Consider the following 21,371-nt stretch of genomic DNA (forward strand, 5'->3'; position numbering starts at 1 on the left):
CTCTCCAACTGATCCCGCGTCAACCCCGGATTATGCGGAGACATCCAGGCAAACAACTCATCCAACTCCGCCGCCGAAACAATCGACGTCACCGACTCACTACCCACAAAAACCTGACCGTCCACACCCACCGCGAACTGCCACAACGCCCCCGCCGGACTCGCCTCCAAATGCTTGGGCGAGAAATCCTCCAACCTGCTCCACAACGGGTTGACCCGAAGCCGACCATCCTTGTCAAGCTCCCAGTCCTTCACNCCCTTCGGCTCCACCGCAGGAGCAAACTCATGATCCAAATTGCCAACCGGCCGCACATCACCACCCACCAGCGGAGCGGAATCCGCGGGCGGAGCAGAATCCGCGGGCGGAGCGGGATCGACCGGTGCCGGCACCCCGGCGGGTGGTGGGGCAGATTCCACGGTCGGGGGGGATTGCCCGTCAGCCTGAGGCTCCGGGCCACGCGGCGCCACCGCGGGAATCACTGCGGGGGTCGCGGCGGTGCTCTCGGTCAGCCATCCCACTATCTGACGGTGCTGCTGGCTCACATCCGCGGGCGGATTCGACCGACCTCCGCCGGAGCCGAGCCTTGGGGCCGGAGGCGCGGCGCCCGCCGGCTGAGCACCTCGAGTGTGCGTCTGGTAGGTGACCGCGTTGGGCTGTAGGCCCATCTGCACCAGACGGGTGGCCACAACGGGCGCGAGCACTCGCCAGGCCGAGTCGGCGCGAAGCTGTCCGCTTCTGACCGCGCGTCTGTAGCCGACGGTTCTGCCGTTGCCCCCGCCTTCCAGGTGGACGGTGAGCGGTGGAAGCCCGTCGCGAGCCCGCCGCGCGGCGTCGGCGACAATCTGTTCAGCGAAGCGGTTCAGACTCTGTCGTTGATTCGCGCTCAGGTCGGTATTGGTGAACGAGCGGACGCCTTCCGGGACGTCCAGCTCCAGGCGGACGCCGCGCCACTGGTCGGCCTGCTGGGACGCTCCCGCAGTAGTGATATCGGGCGGATCGGCCCACGTTGCGGGATTCGGTTCGGCAGCGTAACCCGGGGCCCCCCCGCGCAGCCGTCCGATCTCCTCGCCTCGCAGGAGCGAGGCCACATCGACGGCGAGGTCCTTCGTCACCCTCCACCGGTTCGCCATCTGGGACCGCAGATCACGGTAGACCCGCAGGATCTCGCTGTCACCGATCTCCCGACCCGCCGGACGGTGCCGTAGATCAATGCGCACCCAGTCCAGGAGATCATGCTCGGCACCCACCGGGCGCAGCGGCTCGAGTTCCGTCTGTTGCCCCGGAATGGCTTCCTGCCCCGCCGGCACCGGAAGGATCTCGTCGACCATCCCGGGATAGGTGGCGGGCAGGTCCGCGGCTGGAGTCGGGGCCAACGGCGGCGCATCGTCCGTGGCCGGTGGCAGCGGGCTCATCGGAGCGGCGGACGACGGCGGCGAGTCGGACCCGGGAGCCGGGGTGACCGCGGGTTCGTCCGGCGCCGCGGAATCCGGAAGCTCGCCGGCCGACCCGGCGGCGCCCGGATCGGGCAATTCCGGGTGATCTTCTGGAGAGTCGCTGGCAGGCGGAGGCGTGGGGGCCGGTGTCGCCGGCGCGCCCGGGGAGGCGCCATCGGGGAAGGAGGTCTGCTCCGGGGGAAGGGGATGCCGGATTTCCGGCGACGGGGCCGGAACCGTGCGCGATCCGCCGGGCGTGTCCGAACCCACGACGGGCGGCCCCGAGGCAGCCGGAGGCGTCGGCACCGCGGGCGGCCGCCCACCCACCGGCGGAACCGGCGACGTCGGAGGCGACAACGCAGCAGGCGACAACGCAGCAGCCGGCGGGCCCTGCGGCACCAGCGGCGCCGGAGCGGGTGCGGGTGCGGGTGCGGGGATGTTGCTGGGCGCGGGATCGAGCTGGGATACAGCCCAGCTCCCGAGCGCCGACTCCGACGGTCCCGCGCCACCGACCGACGGCGGAACCGGCCCAGGCCGCATGAGCGTCAATGCCTCGCCGGTGCTCCGGTCACGCAGGTCGGGAGGTGTCGTGGACCCCACGCGCGGGTCGGGCGCCACCACGTCGAGGTCCGAGTCCGCGGACGCCTGGTGGCTCGGCAGCAGGGCGGGTGTCCGCGGAGGCGTGGCGCCCTCGGCGGGGATCAGGGGCGAGGTGGCCGAGAGCGGACCGGCCGGCGCCGGCGTCGGCCGCGGCGGGATCTCATCGACCGACACCAGCGGTTCGACGTGCTGCGGGCTATCGATCGGCGCGATGACGGCATCGTGACCACGACCGAGACCGACCGCGGGCTGGGGAGCGGGGACATTCAGACCTGGACCCGAGAATTCGACCTGTCCCGTGGGGGCAGTCGACACGAGCGGGTCAGTCGACACCAGCGGACTGGTCGACGCGGGGACGGGGGGCGCGGGCGCTTCGGACCTGATCGCCGAGGGAGCATCGGACAGCGGCCCGGCGAACCTGTCCGGGGTGTCCGCGGTCCAGCCGTCCGGCCGATGGATGTCCAGGGGCTGGCTGTTCAGAGGCCGGCTGTTCCGGGGTTGGCTGTCCAGAGGCTGGCTGTTCCGGGGTTGGCTGTCCGGCACCCGGTCGTCGGACAGGTGGAGGTCGGGCACCCGCGACGGAGCGACAAAATGGTCGTCGAACTCTGCCAGGCCGTCGAACCCCGCCGCATCCAGATCCGGCAGGTGCGGTTTCAGGTTCGGCCCGTGCAGCTCGGGCCCGACCAGGTCGGAGATCGACGTCAGGTCCAGGTCGCTCAGGTCGGTGTTGGTGGAGCCGTCCGAGGCCTGGCTGAAAAGAGAGTCCGAGTCCGAATGGTCTGACAGGCTCGACGAGTCCGACAGGTCTGGCAAGACTGGCAGGTCCGGCAGGTCTGGCAGGTGCGACACGCTCGACAGGTCCGACACGCTCGACAGGTCTGAATCGGAATCCGAGAACGGGTCCAGGTCGACGTTGTGCAGGCTCGGCGTGTGCTCCGGGGGACCGTCGAGCGGACCGGCGGGGGGCAGATGCGAGTCCGCCCCGTCGGCCGGTCCGGTCATGCCGGCAGACGGACCGCCCTTGTCATGGCCGACGCCGGGGCCGTCATCGCTGCCGTCGTCGTCGGACCCGTCGGCCGGGTTCAGGTTGGGACCCGAGTCCGCCGGTCCGGGGCCGCCGTTGTTGAGATTCAGCTTGTTCAGAAGCGCGGCGATTTCCGGATTGATGTGGGCTCCCTTGCCCCCGCCACGCACCCCCTTACCGAACAGGTGGGCCGCATGCTCCGTGCTGCCCTCGACGGCGCCGGAGATCAGGTCGTCGATGACGGAGGAGAGTCCCCACTGACCATCCACCACGCCGCTGGCGAAGATCCCGCCGCCGGTTTCCGTCAATCCGGAGACAAGAGTCGCGACGGCCAGTCCGGCGAGCGGGTTCTTGAGGCCGTTCGTGAGGCCCGCGTTTTTCAGCCACTGGTCCAGCTTGCCCATCCCGGACTTCATGCCGGGCAGCGAGAGGATGGAGAAGGCGGCGGCGGCGAATCCGTACTCGACCATATGCCCGATCTCGCCGCCGTCCAGGCCGCTCCGCTTGCCGGCCAGGATCTGCCACGCCTGGGCCACGATCGACGAGCCGGGCATGAACAGCATCTGCATCGCGCCGATCTCGCCGACCGTCTTGGCCGATTCCTTGGACAGGACGCGCTGGATGATCGTCCGGGTCTGGATGATGCGGGCTTCCGCATCTGCCTCGTCCCCGAGCGCGGCCTCGATAGCCGCAATCGCGAGCTGGATCTGCATGAAGATGAACATGACGAAGCCCTGCTTGCGGCTGTAGTCCACCTGCAGTGCCTGGCTGCGTAGCAGCGTGGCCGCGGACTTCAGCAGCATGCCGGCCTGGAGCAGGAGCTTCGGGTCACTGATGACGAACGGCAGTGTCTGGGCGGTGAACCGCCGTCCGGCCTGACCGTGCACGGAGGTCTGGACCGCGCGGACGATCTTTGTCAACTCCGGTGACAACGTGTTGAGAACGACGTCGCCCAAGTGGTCCAGATCGTCGGCCAGGGCCCACATCTTCTTCGGATCGGCGCCGGGCAGGCGCATGCCGGTGAAGACATAGATGGCCTCGTCCATCGACTTGGACATCCGTTCACCTCCCCGACCCGGCGCCGATCAGGACAACGCCCGCGCAGGGCCGCCGCGCGCGGCGGCCTGTCCCGCTGGGCCCTCAGTGCTGTCAGCCGTGCTGTCAGCCGTGGTGGCCGCCCGGAGACTGCCAGTTGCCGGCCTGCTCGGTCGTCTCGCCCTCGGTGTTGTCACCGATCTGGCGTACGACGGACAGCCGGTCGCCCTGCAGTCCGATCGCCTCCCCGAGCGCCCCGTAGATCTTCCCGAAGGCGTCCATCAGCTGTTGGAACGTCTCCTGCGCGTAGAGCGACACCTCGTCCTTCGCGCCGTCGGCGAACTTGTTCCGGCCGAGGGTGTCGGCCAGCTCACCCCCCAGATCGGTCACGTGCTGGCGAAAGGCGCCGAGCGCCGGCACCTTCTGCGCGATCTCGTCGCCGTCGTGCCTGATCACGCCGTCACTCATCGCCACAGCCCGTTTCCCTCGGGCGGAGCCAGCTCACGACCGTCGTCGGGCATGTTCCGGGTGAACATCCGCAGGAGCTCGTCCACGAGGCTCTCCGCCGAGTCGACCTCGGCCAGGTTGCCCACGGGGGACGGCAGTTCCAGCATCAGCTCCTGCGCGCCGGCCAGGACCTGCCGACGGACCTCCTTGCGGGCCCGCTCGATCGTCTTCACCAGCAGATCGGCCAGTTCGGCCGGGGCGAGGTCCCGGTAGCCGTCGCCGCGGAAGGTGAGATCACGAATCTCGCCTCGCCCGCCCACGGTCACCGAGAGCAGCTTGTTCTTGTCGGTCGTCCGGTAGGTCGTCTCCTCGCCCCGCCGCCGGATCCGTTCCGTGACCTCCTCGGTGTGCGCCAGCTCGGCCATCGCGGCTTCCAACTGGTGCTCGTCGAACATCGCCATCACGTCTCCCCTTCCTGTCCCTTTCCTGTCGGGGTCATCGCGTCCTACCGGGGTCCTTGCGCGACCCATGTCCAGACACCGCGCGTGGCCCGCCCCGGGGGGGCGCCTTCGCCGCCTCGAGGCGGGCCACGCTGGCTCAGCGGGTGCCGGGGAGGTCAACGCCCACGGCGGGTCCTGCGATCCGGCGTGGGCGGCACCAGCACCGGGCTGGCGGGACGGTCGGGCTCGCCGTCGGCGGGGCCGTCGCCGCGGCCGACGACGGCCGGCGCACATTCGGGTTCCGTGCCCCACACGTCCTCGTCCTCCGTGAGCCACGTGTTGCGCTGACGTTCCTTGGGCTGCTGGCCCTGGCCGCCGCCACCGAGTCCGCCCATTCCGCCCATCGGCATGAACGGCATCCCGCCGGACATGGCCGAACCGTTGGCACCCCCCGAGCCGTTCAGTCCGCTGGTGCCGTCCCGGCCGAGGATGGAGCTGTCGCCCGTCACGAGCGGCTGCGAACCCGGCAGCGTGACGCCCGCCGTCCCGAAGCCGCCGCCGGCTCCGGGAAGGGCCCGGGCCATCGGCTGCCCGATGTTCCCGACCTGCACTCCCGTGCCGGCGGCGAGGGCGTGCGGATCGGGGGTACTCACGTCCAGCCCGTCGACGGGGGTGGGGAAGAACGTTCTCGGCGTCTGTTGACCAGTCAGATCGGACGGGTTGAGCAGGCCGTTGTCGCTGGACCCGATGCCGCCGACGGAGCCCGGGTTGAGCGACAGATCGCTCATGCCGGCCCCGGTCGTGGCCTGGGGGCTGAGCAGACCCGCCTGACGCAACGTGTCCAACTCGCCCGGGGTCACCGGCACCGAGTCCAGCAGTCCGTGTTGCTGCAGGTCGGCGAGCTGGGCCGGACTGAGGTCCCCGAGTGAATGGAGGCCGGTCGCGTTGGGGCCGAGCAGTCCGTCCTGACGTAGCTGGTTGAGCTGCGCGTCGGTGACGGGCACGTTGTCGAGCGCCCCGGAGGAGCCGAGCTCGGCCAGTTGCGCCGGGCTGAGATCGCCCAGGGTGTGCGGCGTGCCGTTGGTCGCTCCGAGCAGGCCGGCGTCACCCAGCGTCTGCAGATTCTGCGAGGTGAGCGGAACGTCGTTCAGCAGGCCGTCTCGCTGCAGTTCCTGGAGCTGCTCGGGGCTGAGGTCGCCGAGGGTGTGGGCGCCGGGAGCGCCGAGACCCGCCCGCTCCAGCGCCGCCGACTGCTCCGGGGTCAACGGCACGCCGTCGAGCTGCCCGGCCTGCTGAAGTGTGCTGAGCTGCTGGGGGCTGAGGTCGCCCAGCGTCTGCGGTCCGGAGGCGTTGAGACCGCCAAGGTTCTGGCCGTCGCCCAGGCCGTTCAGCCCGCCACCGGTGACGCTGTTCGGGCCGTTCGGGTTGTTCAGCCCGGCGAGGGCACCGGGCCCGCCGACCACGCCGGACAGGTCTCCCCCCGGCCCGTTCAGGCCGTTACCCAGGTTGTCGTTCAGGCCATTCAGCCCGCCACCCAGATCGTTCAGACCATTACCCAGGCCGTTCAGACCGTTGCCCAGGTTGTCGTTCAGGCCATTCAGCCCGCCACCCAGATCGTTCAGACCGTTACCCAGTCCGTTCAGACCGTTGCCCAGGTTGTCGTTCAGGCCATTCAGCCCGCCACCCAGATCGTTACCCAGGCCGTTCAGGCCGTTACCCAGCCCATTCAGACCGTCACCCAGCCCGTTCAGCCCGTTACCCAGGTTTTTGTTCAGGCCGTTCAACCCGTCACCCAGGCCGTTAAGGTTCTTGTTGAGACCGTCGTTCAGACCGTTCAGGTTGTTGTTCAGGTCGTTGTTCAGACCGTTCAAATTCTTGTTCAGGTCGTTGTTCAGACCGTTCAGGTTGTCGTTCAGGCCGTTCAGGTTCTTGTTCAGGTCGTTGTTCAGGTCGTTCAGATCGTGGTTCAGGCCGTCGTTCAGACTGTTCAGATTGTTGTTCAGATCATTGAGGCCGTTATTTAGGTTGTTGTTAAGCCCATTCAAATACTTTTCAAGATCTTCGGGATTGAACTGCGTATTGGCGTTATCCGGGCTGTGGTGGGGGGTGTGCTGGACCGGCGGCATCTTGGTCAGTTTGACCGCGGAGGCCGCGGCGGCGAACTTGTCCATCATGTCCTGGGCCAGGCCCAGGGATGGCGCGAAGCTGTCCTGCACCTTCTTCGCCCATGCAGCCCGAAGCGCCCGGTCGGCATCGAACCAGGACGGCTGCCGGAGCACCGCGAAGTCCCCGGCGACGCCACTCCAGTCAGGAAAGCGAATGTACATCTCCCGCCACAGGTCGTACTCGTACTCGCCGAGCTCGCCGCGGATCCGGCCGGTCTCCCACAATCCGCCGGAATGGTTGTAGTTCGGGTCGGTGCCATAGGTGCTGTACACCGTGGACTGGTCGAACATCTGGACGATCAGCGCGAAGGGATCCGGCCAGACGCCGGGCGGCCCACCGATCGGACCCCGCGTCTCTCCCTGGCCGTTCTGCCCGTTCCAGTAGGCGTTGTCCAGGGCGAGCTGGTTCACGAAGTTCACCGCGCTGGTGACGGCCTGCCCCAGCGGATCGGACCATCTCTTGATCTGGTCGAGGACACCCTGTACACCGCGCCTGGCCGCATTGACCTGATCCCGGAAGGCCGCGGCCGCCGAACCGTCGAAATTCTCGACCTTCGTGTCCAGCCGGGAGACGTCGTTGTCCAGATCCTCGAAGATGGCCTGGGCCCACTCCCCGACACGCTGCAGGGCCACATTGACCCCACGCAGCGTGGCCGGATCGAACGGCGTGCGCGGACCGGCAATCTGCGGAATGTCCTTGAACACCGCGGTCCAGGCCGCCCGGACGTCCATCAACGGATTGCTGTCCGCGGCGCCCGCGGGCGTCAGGGAGTTGCGGTTCGCCGACGAGGAGTCGTCCTTCTTCCCGACCCACACGGTCAACTGCTCCGCGTTGCTCATCGAGTCGCTGGACATCCAGCGCCAGAAGGTGACCGCCCCCTGCTTGAACTTCGGCTTCCAGCTCCCCGAGGTGTGGTAGTGCTCCTCGCGCTCCTCGGGAATCAGCCAGGGCGCGCCGCCGGCGCTCCCGATGGTGCTCGGCCGCAGATTGTCGGCGACGCGCTTGGTGTTCGTGTTCTGGGTGGGTGAGTTGTTGTCACCCGGGCCGGTGGCAAGGTTGAGGCCGCCGTCGGCGGCGCCGACGGTGTACCCGAGGATGGTCTGGAGGATGTCCTCGATCGGCCCGGTAGCAGCCACGGTCAGTTCCCTTTGGGGTTGTTGGTCGGGCCGTCGCCCGGGCCCTGGGTCGTCTCCGTGGGAATGAACTGCTCGAACTCGTCGGCCGTCATCGAGTTCAGATGCTCGACCGCGTCCGAGTCTTCGAGCAGCGACTGCAGGCCCCAGTACAGGTTCGAGGCGTTCGAGTACACCGTGTCGAACCGGCCGGTGAGGTTCTTGCGCACCTTGTCCAGGTCCTTGGCCAGCTTCACGGCCTGGGTGAAGTCCGCGCCCCCCAGGCTCAGGGGAAACTGATCGCCCAGGGTCAGGTCGGAGTAGGTCTCACCGCTGTCCCACTGGTAGTCGGCCAGCCGCGTATCCATGTCATCGAGCAGGTCGCCGTACTCGGTTCGGAGCCGCTGGAGGGTCGGCTCGTCAATCTTGATCGTGAACTCGGTGCCCAATGGTCTCTCCTGTCGTTCGCCTCGGTTTTTGTGTCCTACCAAGAGAGCAGCGGCCCGACCGGCCCGCGCGACCCGTCACACCGGTAGTGGTCCGAGCGGGATCCGGTCGGCCACCGAGCACGAGAAGAATCTGGTTACCGGCCGCGTACGCGACGAGGAGATCTGCGGGTGTCCGGCGTGACGCGCACCGTCACAGCAGCGAGCCGAAGACGCTCGCGCCCTTCCTGTCACCCAGCAGGTACTGGTTGTGGATCTCCTCGAGCTTCTGCCGGCCCACCGCGAGGGACAGCTCCATGTCCTGCTGGCCCTTGTTCCACTGCTGCTGTGCCAGCGTGTAGTTCTCCGGGGCGGCACCCGCGTTGGCCTGGATGAACAGCTGCACCTTCGTCGTGAGATCGGCCAGCGACTCCTCGAGCTTCTTGGTGACGAACTGGAGCTCGTCGGCGGTGTCGAGGGCGCCGTTCGGGCTGAACTGATAGGTGGCCATGTTCTCCTCGTTCCTCCGGATTCCGGATTCGGGCTGGGTTGGAAATCGGCCGGCTGCGCGTCAGGTGAGGCCCTGGGCCCAGCTCGAACCGATCATCAGGGCGTCGTCCTCGGTGCTGGTCGTGGTCTTCGCGTAGCTGACCATCGATTCGTTCAGCAGGTTCAGCGCCTGCCGGACCTCGTTGAAGCCGTTCTGCCAGCCGGCGATGGCGTCGCGGTACTTGGCGGCCGCGACACCACCCCACGTCGAGAAGAGCATGGAACTGGCGCCGTCGATCGTCTGCTGGATGTTGTTGCACTCGTCCTGGCAGAGGTCGAAGGCTTTGATCATGGCAATGGTGGTGGCTTCATCTGCGACGAGACTCTGATCTGGCATGGACGTGCCCTCCTGGTTCGGACGTGGACATCACTGATCTCGGTGGTCTTCTGGCCCACGACTTCCGGTCATCCCCCCCGTCCCGGCGTCGTCAGCGACGGTCCCGTGGGCAGGAGCGCCACCAACTTCCACGGGGCGGCGACGGCCTGTTCGGGCGCGTAGCCGAGGGCCTTGATCGCATCCCCGGTCGCCGGGTAGGCCATCCCGCTGCCGTCGACCAGCACGCCCGGCTGCCTGGCCACCTCCGTCGCCGAGCTGTCCCGTGGCAGCAGCCGGGGCACGACCAGGGCGCCGCCACCCGCGGTGACTCCGATGGCGGTGGCGCCGGAGGTCCGCCGGCCCGCGGCCGCGTGCACCGTCGTCACCACGACGTCGAACGCCGAGCCGGCCGGGTCCGGCGAGGACTCGACGCAGACCGACTCGCGCGGGGACAGCAGCCGGATCTGCGGCGGCGTCGGCGGCAGCGTGTTCTGCGGCGCCGTCATCGCGACCCGCGCCGCGGTGGCGAGGTCCCCCGGGGTGAGCTGGTGCTCCGGTGCGTCGCCCGCCTCGCCCCGAGCCAGGGCGAACTGGGTCGGGCTCAACGCGGTCAACCCGGACGCCAGCAGGATGTAGTGGGCGACCGATCCGGTCGCCGTCGTCACCGCGAACAGCTCGCCCCGCCGGGTGGCCTGACCCCCGATCGGCGGCCCGGGCGTCCCGGCGTCCGGCACGGCCACCGGGGCCAGATCCGGCCCGGGCGGCACCAGGTCCAGCCACGTCCGGGGAACGGCGGTGGGGATGATCGCGCCGAAGCCCAGCACGTCCGCGGCCCAGGGGCGGGCCAGCAGCAACCGTTGCCCCCGCCAGAGCAGGTGCTCCTGCCCGTCGGACGAGACCAGCAGCCCCACGTCGGCACCGATCCGGGGCTTCGCCGCAGCGACGCCGACGTCGAGGACCATGGACGGCGCCGCGACGGCAGCCGTTTCCCCGGCCGGCCCCCCGCCGGTGCCGGGACCGGCGCACAGCCGCCACACGCCGTCGTTGAGGTGGCTGGGGTCGGGCAGGGTGTCCGGTGCGTTCGCGAGCCCGAGGGGAGCGCCGCGCGGCACTCCGGCCAGCCGGGATCGCGGCACCACCACCGGCGTGACGGCCTGGCCCGTCAGCAGCCGGGCCGAGGCGATGTTGCGCACCGGCCGCAGCGCGCCGTCGACCAGCAGGAACCGGCTCCCGCTCGACTTTTCCATAATCAGAGCGCCGGGTTTACGCCAGGCCGTCGACCCCCGCGCGGAGATCAGCGCCCAGATCGCGACCACCGCCAGCAGCAGGATCGCCGCCACGCCCCCGGTGACCAGCCCGCGCAGGTCCCGGCGGGTCGGTGACTCCAGGATGTCCGGTTCGGCCCGGACGAGCGCCCCGGTCAACCGGAACACCATGTAGTTGTGCGCGTTGACCTGGTCTCGTCGGGAGCGCATCTCAGCCGACCACCGAACGGATGAACCCGATTCCGCCGAGCATCCCGACCACCAGTGGTACCGAGACCGCCAGGGCCGTGGCGTGCCCCCAGTCGCCGAGCCGCCCCCAGATCGGCGTCAACCGGCGACGCGGAAGCACGTACGCGCAGGCCGCGGCAACGGTCGCCAGCAGCAGCGCCAGCACCATCGGCAGGGCCGCGCCGCCACCGAGCCCGCCCGACCGCCCGGGCAGGGACAGGACGACGGCGACCAGACCCGCGCCGGCGGGCAGTCCCAACGCCAGACGGTGCCAGGTACTCGTCATCGGGCGGGCGGCGAGCACCTGCGCGAACCCGACGAGGAGGGCCACCGCCGCCGGCAGCCAGCCGGGCGCGAGCGCCAGCCGGAGCACCGCGACGGTCGACACGACCCCGCTGGCCGCGTGCAGGGCGGTCATGAAGCGGTCGGCCCGGGCCGTGCGGGCCAGCAGTTCCGCCCCGGGCTCGGGGTCGATGTCGTCCTGCAGGTCCTCCGGTTCGACCGGCAGCGGCGGCAGTGTCAGCCCGGCGAGCTTGAACGAGGCCATCGGCACCGCGGGGCGGGCCGCCACGCAGAGCAGCGCCATCACTGCCGCCACCTGGGTCCAGTCCAGGCCGGCGGCGGAACTCAGCTCACCGGCCACGGCGGCGGCCAGCGCCATGGCCGCGACCGCGAGACCGACCGGCAGAAGTGTGCCGCGCCCGGACGCCACGACCAGCACCAGCAGGCTCGCGAGTACGGCGACTCCCGCGCCGGCCAGCAGCATCTCGGGCAGGCGGGCGCCGGCGCCCGCTCCGGCGTCGGCATCGGCGACCTGGAGAACCACCGCCTCCACGGCGAAGGCCACCACCGCACCGCCGAGGAGCGCGGTCACCGCGCGATCCCGCTGCCCCCGGCCCGACACCACCATGGCGACGAACAGCAGCATCGCGACGACGCCCACCGTCACGGGCCGGCCGAACGCGTCGCCGCCGGCGTCGGTGGTGCCGTGGGCGCCCCGGGCGCCAGCAGCCGGGGTGGGGACGTGCGGACCGGCCAGCACCGGCACCGCGAGCGCCACCAGCAACCACACCACCAGCGCCAACGCCGACACCGCGTGGGTGGTCCGCGGCCGCCACAGACCCGAGCGCGCGCTGATCCCGGTGGAGATGCCATCGATCAGGTCGTCGAAGTCCAGCGGCGGGATCTGGTCCGAACGCGGGCGGACGTGGACGGTGTCGCCGTCGAGCAGCTCGTGCTCGGCGACGCTGAGGTCCTCGTCCAGCGGGGGCGAGCCGAGCCGCTGCACCACCCAGCCGCTGTGTTCCAACCCGCGATCGGCGAGATCGGGGCCGAGACTGCGCAGCAGCGCCGGCATCAGGTCGGTCAGGGGCACGTGCGTGGGCACGGACAGATCGACCCGGCTGGTCGGCCCGATGACGAGAAGACGGCAGACCTCCGCCGCGCTGCTCTGTGCCATGTCTCCGGCACGACAGGCTCATCCATGCCGGTTCACTTCTGTGATCCAGGACACACCCGCCCATCGGTTCAACCCGACGGTGCAGCGGGGGCGTGTAGCGGACATGGCCACGGTCGCCTTCCGCCGCCCCGCCCGCCGTACCGGCCCGGAGATGCCGCACGGCGAGATCACGCTTCAGGAGCCGCCCACCGTCCCCGAGGTGCAGAGCGCGGGCATGCGGGTGCTGCTGATGGTGGTTCCGATGGCCCTGATGTCGGGCGGGATGATGTACTTCTACATCGGCCGCTCGGCGTCCGGGCCCATGGGCCTGACGATGATGGCGATGATGGGCGCCGGCATGGCCACGATGGGTCTCGGCCAGGTCCTGACGCAGTCCGGCGACCGCAAGCACAAGGTCGGCGGCGAGCGCCGCGACTACCTGCGCTACCTCTCCCGCACCCGCCGCCAGGTCCGGGGCTACGCGGAGAAGCAGCGCTCGGCACTGGCCTGGCGCCACCCGGACCCGGAGTCGCTGTGGTCGCTCGCCATGACCAGCCGGTTGTGGGAACGCCGCCCGACCCACCCGGACTTCGGCGAGATCCGCGTCGGGACCGGATCGCAGCGGCTCGCCGTGCGGATCACCCCGCTGCAGACCAGCCCGGTGGAGGATCTGGAGCCGGTGTCGGCGAAGGCGCTGCGGCGGTTCACCCGCGCCTACACGACGGTCCCCGGCCAGCCGGTCGCCCTGTTCATCCGCGGGTTCGCCCGCATTCAGGTGGACGGCGACCGCGAGATGTCACTGGGCATGGTGCGGGCGCTGCTCGCCCACATGGCCACCTTCCACGCCCCGGACGAGGTGCGGATCGCCGTCTGCGCCGCGGCGGCGCGGCGCGAGGAGTGGAGCTGGGTCAAGTGGCTGCCGCACGCCCAGCACCCCACCGACCGTGACGCGGCCGGCCCGGTGCGGCTGTTCGGGGAGTCGCTGGAGGACGTCGAGCGGTTGCTGGGGCAGAGCTTCGGGGAGCGGGCCCGGTTCGAGACCGGCGCGGCACCCTCCCGAACCGAACCGTTCGTCGTCGTGGTCAGCGACGGTGGCCGGATCTCGCCCGGATCCCGGTTCCTCGTCTCCGGCTACCGCAACGCCGTCCTCGTCGACTTCGAGCACAACGGCGCCGGCGGCAACGCCCGGCACCTGCTGCATCTCGACGTCGCCGCCGACACGATGGACATCGTCGAGGTCGACCGGGTCGGTCGGGAGGTCCGGACCCGCCTGGCCACCCCGGACGTGCTGTCCCGGGTCCGGATGGCGATGCTGGCCCGGCTGATGGCCCGGCACAGCGCCGGCGAGAGCGCCGAGCAGGCCCCCGACGGGCTGAGCGCCAACCTCGACCTGCCGGACCTGCTCGGTCTCGGCGATCTGGAGCGGTTCGATCCGAGGACCGTCTGGCCGACCCGGCACGGGTCCGAGCGGCTGCGGGTGCCCATCGGCGTCGCCGCCGACGGCTCGCCCATCGAGCTGGACATCAAGGAGTCCGCCGAGGACGGCATGGGGCCGCACGGGATGCTGATCGGCGCGACCGGTTCGGGCAAGAGCGAGCTGCTGCGCACCCTCGTGCTGGCGCTGGCGGCGACGCACTCGTCGGAGACGTTGAACTTCGTGCTGGTCGACTTCAAGGGCGGCGCGACCTTCGCCGGGCTGGACCGGCTGCCGCACGTGTCCGCGACCATCACCAACCTCGCCGACGAGGCCGCGCTGGTGGACCGGATGCGCGACGCGCTGCGCGGCGAGCTGGTCCGTCGTCAGGAGCTGCTGCGCCGCGCCGGCAACTTCAGCTCGGTTCGGGACTACGAGCAGGCCCGCGCGCAGGGCGCGCCGCTGGCCCCGCTGCCCACCCTGTTCGTCATCGTCGACGAGTTCAGCGAACTGATCGCCGCGCACACCGACTTCATCGAGCTGTTCGTGATGATCGGCAGGCTCGGCCGGTCACTGGCCGTCCATCTGCTGCTGGCCTCCCAGCGCCTGGACGACGGCCGCATCCACCAGCTCGAGGGCCACCTGTCGTACCGGGTGAGCCTGCGGACCTTCTCCGCGATGGAGTCCCGGTCCGTCATCGGCGTCCCGGACGCCTACGAGCTGCCCGCCGCACCCGGCAACGGCTACCTGCGTTCCGACGTCGCGACGATCACCCGGTTCAAGGCGGCCTACGTCTCCGGGCCGTACCGGCTGCGCTCGACCCGCGTCGACCAGGACGTCATCGAGAGCCAGGTCGTGCCGTACGGCACCGAGCACGTCCCGGTCGTCATCCGCGAGGCCGACGCTCCCGCCGACACCGACGAGGCCGACAACGCCGACGCCACCGCCAGCACCGTACTGGAGGTGCTGGTCGACCGGCTGGTCGACCAGGGGCCGCCGGCGCACCGCGTCTGGTTGCCGCCGCTGGAGCAGCCGCCGACCCTGGACCAGGTCCTGCCGCCGCTGCTGCCCGACCCGGAGCACGGGCTGCGGCCCGTCGACGTCGGCGCGGACGGGCTGCTGACGGTGCCGGTAGGGATGATCGACAAGCCGTTCGAGCAGGTCCGCGACCTGCTCACGGTCGACTTCGGCGGCGTCGGCGGCCATCTCGGCATCGCCGGCGGGCCGCAGAGCGGCAAGAGCACCCTGCTGCGATCCGTGATCGCCGGCCTCGCCCTGACCCATTCGCCGCGGCAGGTGCAGTTCTTCTGCCTCGACTTCGGCGGCGGCTCGCTGGCAAGCATCGCGGACCTGCCGCACGTCGGCGGAGTCACCGGCCGGCACGACCCGGACCGGGTGAACCGGACCGTCGCGGAGATGGTCGCCCTGCTCAGCGACCGGGAGCGGCGCTTCGCCGAGCTCGGGGTGTCCGGGATGGTCGCCTACCGGGAGCTGATCGCGGCCGGCCGGGTGCCGGCGGAGGAGTTCGGCGATCTGTTCCTCGTCGTCGACGGCTGGTCCACCCTGCGCCAGGAGTTCGAGGCGGCGGAGACCGACGCCCGCGAGATCGCCTCCCGGGGGCTGAACTACGGCCTGCACATCCTGCTGACGGCCGGGCGGTGGTCGGAGATCTACCACACGATGCGGGACAAGATCGGGTCCCGGCTGGAGCTGCGGCTCGGCGACCCGGTGGAGTCCGGGATCGACCTGCGGGCGGCCGCGGCCGTGCCGAAACTGCCCGGACGCGGGCTGACCGACACCAAGCTGCACTTCATCGCGGCCCTGCCGAGGATCGACGGCGCCGGCTCGGTCGACGACCTGGCGCACGGCACCCGCCATCTGGTCTCCGCGGTGGTGGACGGCTGGCCCGGCCCGAAGGCGCGGCCGGTGCGCACGCTGCCCGCCGTCCTGCCGGTGGAGCAGTTGCCGCCCCCCGACGGGGCGCTGCGGGTCGCCCTCGGCGTCGACGAGAGCCGGTTGGAACCCGTCTTTCACGACTTCCGCCAGCTGCCGCACCTCACCCTGCTCGGGGACAACGAGAGTGGCAAGACCAACCTGCTGCGGCTGGTGGCGCGGGCGATCACCAGCCGGTTCACCCCGGCGCAGGCGCGGATCATGGCGGTCGACTACCGTCGGCGACTCTTCGACGACATCCCCGACGCCTACCGGCTGGGCTACTCGGTGTCGCCGGACAGCACCAAGGCGACAGCCCGCGACGCCGTCGCCGGCCTCACCCCGCGGATGCCCGGCCCGGACGTCTCCCCGGAGCAGCTTCGGCGACGCGACTGGTGGTCCGGGCCGCTGCTGTTCGTGCTCATCGACGACTACGACCTGCTGACCGGCTCGGACAACCCGCTGACCGCGTTCGTGCCGCTGCTGCCGCAGGGCGGCGACATCGGACTGCACGTCGTCGCCGGCCGGGCCGCGGCCGGGCTGATGCGCATGGCGATGGACCCGCTGCTGCGCCGGCTGCAGGAGCTCAACACCCCCGACCTCGCGCTGTCCTGCCCGCGCAGCGAGGGGCCGCTGCTCGGCGGGGTCAAACCACGGGTCCTGCCGCCCGGGCGGGCGCTGCTGTGCACCCGGCGGGGCAGCCGGCTGATCCAGACCGGCTTCGTCGCCGAGAACAGCGCCGCCGGCAGTGCGGCCGGATCGCCCCCGCGCTGATCCAACGCGGGTCGCCGGTCGGCAGGCGGGTTGGGCGATCAGCCGCGGGTCGACCCGGCGCCGTTGCCGGAGTCCAGGCCGGAGGCGGAGTCCAAGCCGGAGGCGGAGCCCAGGCCGGAGGCGGAGTCGCTGCGGGATTCGAGGGCCGTGAGGACGGCGACCATGTCGGCGGCGGCACGGCCCTGCGCCAGGGTCTCGCCGTAGAGCGCCTCGCAGACGTCCGTCAGGGGTGAGGCGATACCGGCGGCCCGGGCCGCCTGCGTGATCAACTGGATGATCTCCAGCACGTCCGGGATGCCCGCCTGGACGGTGAAGTCGCGCTCGACGAGCTTCGGCAGCTTCGCCCGGGAGACGTCGCTGGCCATCGGGCCCGCGGCCAGCACCCGGCCGAGCACGCCGAGGTCGACGTCGTTGCGCCGGGCGAAGTGCACCGCCTCCGCGAGGCCCGTCACCAGCGTGACCAGGAACAGGTTGACGGCGAGCTTCGTCGACATCGCCCGGGGAACGGGCCCGCAGTCCACCAGGTCATGGCACATCGGGGCGAGCAGCGGTCGCACGTCGGCGACGTCGGCCGGGTCGCCGGCGAGCATGCCCACGAGCCGGCCGGCCTCGGCGGGCCCGCGCGACCCGGACACCGGCGCCTCGACGAAGCGACCGCCCACGGCGCGGACGTCGGCGGCGAGGGCCCGCGAGTAGGCGGGCGAGGTCGTTCCCATCTGGACGAGCGTGTGGTCCCGCAGCCGGGCCGGGAAGGTCGGGCCGGCGCGGTCGAGCACCGCGTCGACGGCCTCCGGGCCGGCGAGCATGACGATGACGACGCGGCAGCGCGCGAACACCTCGGCGGCGTCGTCGGTCGCACTGGCCCCGGCCGCCACCAGCGGCCCGCTACGGTCCGGCGTGCGGTTCCACACCACCAGCGGCCGACCCGACGCGGCGAGGTTCATCGCCATCGGCTGGCCCATCGTCCCGAGCCCGACGAAGCCGACCGGTCTCGCCTCCGCGTCGACGGGCGCCGGCACGGTCGCGACGTCCGGCTCCTGCGCGGACCCCGCGCCGGGCGTACTGGCTGTCGTTGTCGCCACCTGCCCATGGTGGACCCGGCGGACGCCGGCAGCGCGGTGGACGCACCTGGCCTGTCGGTATGGGCCGAGCTGTCCGACACGGACGCGGAGGCCGGCTCTTTCGCTGTCGCCGGCGCTGTCGCCGCAGCCAGCCGCGCCTCGGCAGACGGCCCACGAGACACTGGGGAGATGGCGGGGCACGGGCGGGTGGCGGGTGGCTGACGAGCAGCCTGACGCGGAGCCGCTGACCTTCGACGAGATTGCTGAACTGGCCGCACGGTTTCCCGAACGCGATGCGGCGGTGCGGCTTCTGAGGACGGCAGGATTTCCCGTCGGACGCATACCGTCCTGGCAGCCGGAAGACGCAGCCGAGTTCTTCAACGCCGTCAGCCAGCGGTTGGGCGACGGCATTCTGCATGACGGCCGAGCGCTGCTGTTGGCGACAGCGCGCGAGGTGTCCCCACGACCTCCCGGGCATCCTCGGTCGCCGCTCGATCCGCCCTATCGACAGTTGCGGCCGGGCGCGCCCGAGGTCTGGCTGCTGCAGCCTCGCTTCGGCGTGGTGCCGTACCTGGGCCGCGACGGTCTTCTCCACGATCTGGAGTCATGGTGTGTGGAGGAGATCTTCAGCGTCGGCCTCGTCACCGGGGAGGGCGGGTCGGGTAAGACACGAACGCGGCGCCCAGCTTCTCAGCACCACCACCCAGTTGGCACTGCTTCTTTTTCGAATGAACGAGACCGGGGCATCCTTACCCGCGCCCGTCCCCGCCGGGCTGTGCGGCGCCGCCGCGCCCGTCAGACCTTTCTGCCGACCGCACCGTAGTTGCTGACCTCCAGGTCGCTCAGCCCGGTGGCGGTGCCGTCGGGGCGCCAGCGGTGAACAACCTGCACCCCCGGCTCGACCAGCTCCAGACCGTCGAAGAAGCGCGCGACCTGTTCGCGGGTGCGCGGCTGCAGGGGGATGCCGCGGCTGCGGTAGGTCTCGGCGACCTGCTCCCACCCCGGGTCCTCGTCGGCGGTGACGTGGGAGAGGGCGAGGTAGCTGCCGGCGGGGAGCGCGTCGACGAGGCGGCGGACGATGCCGTAGGGGTCGTCGGAGTCGGGCACGAAGTGGAACAGCGCGATGAGCGACAGCGCGACCGGTTTCGTCACGTCGAGGGTGTCGCGCAGCTCCGCCGAGCTCAGGATGCTCTCGACGTCGCGGACGTCGACGTCGAGGTACGCCGTGGCGCCCTGGGAGGTGCCGGTGAGCAGCGCGCGGGCGTGGGTGAGGACGATCGGGTCGTTGTCCGCGTATACCACGCGCGCGTCGGGGGCGATGCCCTGGGCGATCTCGTGCAGGTTCGGCGAGGTGGGGATCCCGGTGCCGATGTCGAGGAACTGCCGGATCCCGACCTCACCGGCCAGGTAACGGACCGTCCGGGCCAGGAACGCCCGGTTCTCCCGGGCGACGACCCGCAGGTTCGGGAACGCGGCGAGCGACTGCTCGGCCGCCTCCCGGTCGGCGGGAAAGTTGTCCTTCCCGCCGAGGAAGTAGTCGTACATCCGAGCCGAATGCGGCTGGTCGGTCTTCAGATCCACCGGGTTGCGCTCCTCGACGAGACTCTGCCACCACTGCCCGCCCGCCAGGTCCCGCTCGCCCGCATCCGTCACCGCGGCCAGCCCCCTCACACCTTCGGCGATTCCCTCGTATCACCCTAACTGCCGGGGTCTCTCACGCTCCGACGCGGGCCACCGGGGAATCCGGCGATCGACGGACTAGCCTGGCTGCGGGTGCAGCACCCGGCCCATCCCGCCCCACTCGGATTGGATCACGGCGCATGCAGCATGTGTCACTGGCCGGACTGGACGTCTCCCGCCTCGGTCTCGGCGCGATGGGGATGTCGGCGTACTACGCCGGCGCCGGCGCGGACGACGCCGAGTCGATCCGGACGATCCACCGGGCGCTGGACCTCGGCGTCACCTTCCTGGACACCGCGGAGATCTACGGCCCGTACCGCAACGAGGAGCTGGTCGGCCGGGCGATCGCCGGGCGGCGTGACGAGGTGGTGCTGGCGACCAAGTTCGGGCTGATCTCGCACCGCGACGGCGACCGGCCCGGTCTGGACAGCTCGCCGGCGAGCCTGCGGGCCGCGCTCGAGGGGTCGCTGCGCCGCCTCGGGGTGGAGCATGTCGACCTCTACTACCAGCACCGGGTGGACCCGGACACGCCGATCGAGGACACCGTCGGCGCGCTCGGCGAGCTGGTCGCCGAGGGCAAGATCCGCCACATCGGCCTGTCCGAGGCCGGCGTCGAGACGATCCGGCGGGCGCATGCGACCCATCCGATCACGGCCCTGCAGACCGAGTACTCGCTGTGGTCGCGGGAGCCGGAGGCGGAGATCCTGCCGCTGCTGCGCGAGCTCGGCATCGGTTTCGTCCCCTACTCCCCGCTCGGCCGCGGGTTCCTGACCGGCCAGATCCGCTCGGCGGACCAGCTCGAGGCCGGCGACTTCCGCGGCGGCAACCCCCGCTTCGCCGCCGAGGCGCTGGCGCAGAACCTGCGGATCGTCGCCGAGGTGGAGGCCGTCGCCGGCGAGGCCGGGGCGACCCCGGCGCAGGTGGCGCTGGCCTGGCTGCTCGCCCAGGGCGACGACCTCGCGCCGATCCCGGGCACGAAGCGGGTCAGCCGGCTGGAGGAGAACGTGGCCGCGGACGCGCTCGTCCTCACCCCCGACCAGCTCGCCCGGCTCGACGCGATCGAACCGCCGGCCGGCGACCGCTACGCCGACATGACGACCATCAACCGCTGACCAGGTCCGGTCGGCGGGTCCTCCACCAGCGGGTCCTCCACCAGCGGTAGGTCAACCAGCGGGGCGTCAGCGGGTGGGGCGTCAGCGGGTGGGGCGTCAGCGGGTGGGGTCGAGTCGGTGGGCCAGGCGGTCACGAAGCACGGTGAGGTCGGCGATGCGTTCCTCCAACATGCTCAGCCGTCGGGCGGCCACCGCGAGCGCGTCGGCACAGGCGGGCCTGGCCTGGAACCGCTCCGGCAGCGGATGGTCGAGCAGCGGGAGCAGGGACCGGACGTCATCCACGGTGAACCCGCTGGCGAGCAGGGACCGGATGGTGCCGACGGTGGTGACGGCGGCGTCGTCGTACACGCGATAGCCGGCGCTGGTGCGGCTCGACCGCAGCAGGCCCTGCTCCTCGTAGTACCGCAACGCGCGCGGGGTGGTACCGGTCACGCGCGCCAGCTCACCGATCTGCATCCACCCACCTCAACAGTGCGCACCCGACGTCTTACCAAATGTACGCATCACGGCCCGCACGGCCGGGTCGGCGGCGGGACCGCCAAGGTGATCGTGCTCCTCGCGTCGCCGACTCCTCGCGTCGCCGAGAGCAGGCTCCTTGCGCGGACCGCCGCAGGCCCCCGACGACCGAGCCGGCGACCGAACCCGATGCCTCCCCGCCCCTCGACCGGCACCCGACGAACGCCGTCCGATGACGATGGAAACGCCGGTGCCGGCCGGCCGCGGGTCAGTAACCCTCGTCATGCATGGTCCACCTGCGACTACGTCGCTTAGTGATCAATGTGAGGAGGGTGGATGCGGCCAGGCGGTTCGACCGGGTGACGGCTTGTTCCCGTGTCGTCTCCGCTCACAGCGTACGAACATGTGTTCGACATCCGGGGTGTGTTGTTCTACCGTCGACCCATGGTTTTCGACGACGACCT

At 70.9% G+C, this 21,371-nt stretch carries 15 protein-coding genes; 3 read left to right on the top strand and 12 right to left on the bottom strand.

What is annotated here, in order from left to right:
* The 9 genes from FF36_RS36550 to eccD form a co-directional block, all read right to left on the bottom strand.
* Positions 1-254: hypothetical protein (locus tag FF36_RS36550; RefSeq protein WP_206778495.1), on the bottom strand; the 254-nt coding region annotated here is incomplete at both ends.
* Positions 255-4,218: 3,964 nt separating this feature from the next.
* On the bottom strand, positions 4,219-4,548 hold the full coding sequence (locus FF36_RS29315) for a hypothetical protein (protein WP_236706420.1): 330 nt from the start codon (positions 4,546-4,548) through the stop codon (positions 4,219-4,221).
* An 8-nt stretch (positions 4,549-4,556) separates the two neighbouring features.
* A complete protein-coding gene (locus FF36_RS29320) occupies positions 4,557-5,000 on the bottom strand; it encodes a YbaB/EbfC family nucleoid-associated protein (RefSeq protein ID WP_044888453.1) in 444 nt (147 codons plus the stop codon).
* 155 nt (positions 5,001-5,155) lie between these two features.
* A complete protein-coding gene (locus FF36_RS31890; RefSeq protein ID WP_052681589.1) occupies positions 5,156-8,281 on the bottom strand; it encodes a hypothetical protein in 3,126 nt (1,041 codons plus the stop codon).
* Between the two features lie 2 nt (positions 8,282-8,283).
* Complete coding sequence (locus tag FF36_RS29330; protein WP_044888454.1) at positions 8,284-8,706, bottom strand: hypothetical protein; 423 nt, start codon at positions 8,704-8,706, stop codon at positions 8,284-8,286.
* A gap of 190 nt (positions 8,707-8,896) precedes the next feature.
* Entirely contained in the window at positions 8,897-9,193 is a 297-nt protein-coding gene (locus FF36_RS29335; RefSeq protein WP_044888455.1) for a WXG100 family type VII secretion target, read from the bottom strand.
* 60 nt (positions 9,194-9,253) lie between these two features.
* Positions 9,254-9,568 carry a WXG100 family type VII secretion target gene (locus FF36_RS29340; protein ID WP_044888456.1) on the bottom strand — a complete coding sequence of 105 codons (315 nt, stop codon included), beginning with the start codon at positions 9,566-9,568 and terminating at the stop codon, positions 9,254-9,256.
* 68 nt (positions 9,569-9,636) lie between these two features.
* Positions 9,637-11,022 (bottom strand): type VII secretion protein EccB, encoded by a 1,386-nt coding sequence (gene eccB, locus FF36_RS29345; protein ID WP_044888457.1) that lies wholly within the window; start codon positions 11,020-11,022, stop codon positions 9,637-9,639.
* A 1-nt stretch (position 11,023) separates the two neighbouring features.
* Complete coding sequence (gene eccD, locus FF36_RS29350) at positions 11,024-12,499, bottom strand: type VII secretion integral membrane protein EccD (protein ID WP_044888458.1); 1,476 nt, start codon at positions 12,497-12,499, stop codon at positions 11,024-11,026.
* Positions 12,500-12,539: 40 nt separating this feature from the next.
* Between eccD and eccCa the strand changes: the two genes are divergently transcribed.
* Complete coding sequence (gene eccCa, locus FF36_RS29355; protein WP_242422977.1) at positions 12,540-16,598, top strand: type VII secretion protein EccCa; 4,059 nt, start codon at positions 12,540-12,542, stop codon at positions 16,596-16,598.
* Between the two features lie 38 nt (positions 16,599-16,636).
* Here eccCa and FF36_RS29360 read toward each other — a convergent pair whose 3' ends face one another.
* The gene (locus FF36_RS29360) at positions 16,637-17,680 is read right to left on the bottom strand and encodes an NAD(P)-dependent oxidoreductase (RefSeq protein ID WP_082122334.1); all 1,044 of its coding nucleotides are present in this window, start codon (positions 17,678-17,680) and stop codon (positions 16,637-16,639) included.
* Positions 17,681-17,873: 193 nt separating this feature from the next.
* Here FF36_RS29360 and FF36_RS35155 point away from each other — a divergent pair, with 193 nt between their 5' ends.
* The gene (locus FF36_RS35155) at positions 17,874-18,482 is read left to right on the top strand and encodes an effector-associated domain EAD1-containing protein (RefSeq protein ID WP_128423426.1); all 609 of its coding nucleotides are present in this window, start codon (positions 17,874-17,876) and stop codon (positions 18,480-18,482) included.
* Here the strand turns inward: FF36_RS35155 and FF36_RS29370 are convergent.
* Positions 18,455-19,330 (bottom strand): SAM-dependent methyltransferase, encoded by an 876-nt coding sequence (locus FF36_RS29370; RefSeq protein WP_044888461.1) that lies wholly within the window; start codon positions 19,328-19,330, stop codon positions 18,455-18,457. The genes FF36_RS35155 and FF36_RS29370 overlap by 28 nt on opposite strands.
* A 149-nt stretch (positions 19,331-19,479) precedes the next feature.
* Here FF36_RS29370 and FF36_RS29375 point away from each other — a divergent pair, with 149 nt between their 5' ends.
* Positions 19,480-20,451 carry an aldo/keto reductase gene (locus FF36_RS29375; protein WP_044888462.1) on the top strand — a complete coding sequence of 324 codons (972 nt, stop codon included), beginning with the start codon at positions 19,480-19,482 and terminating at the stop codon, positions 20,449-20,451.
* Between the two features lie 96 nt (positions 20,452-20,547).
* Here the strand turns inward: FF36_RS29375 and FF36_RS29380 are convergent, their stop codons facing one another.
* Positions 20,548-20,907, bottom strand: coding sequence for a MerR family transcriptional regulator (locus FF36_RS29380; RefSeq protein ID WP_044888463.1), 360 nt, complete (start codon positions 20,905-20,907; stop codon positions 20,548-20,550).
* Positions 20,908-21,371: the final 464 nt, after the last annotated feature.

Origin of the sequence: Frankia torreyi, from assembly GCF_000948395.1 — a bacterium.
GTDB classification, from domain to species: domain Bacteria; phylum Actinomycetota; class Actinomycetes; order Frankiales; family Frankiaceae; genus Frankia; species Frankia torreyi.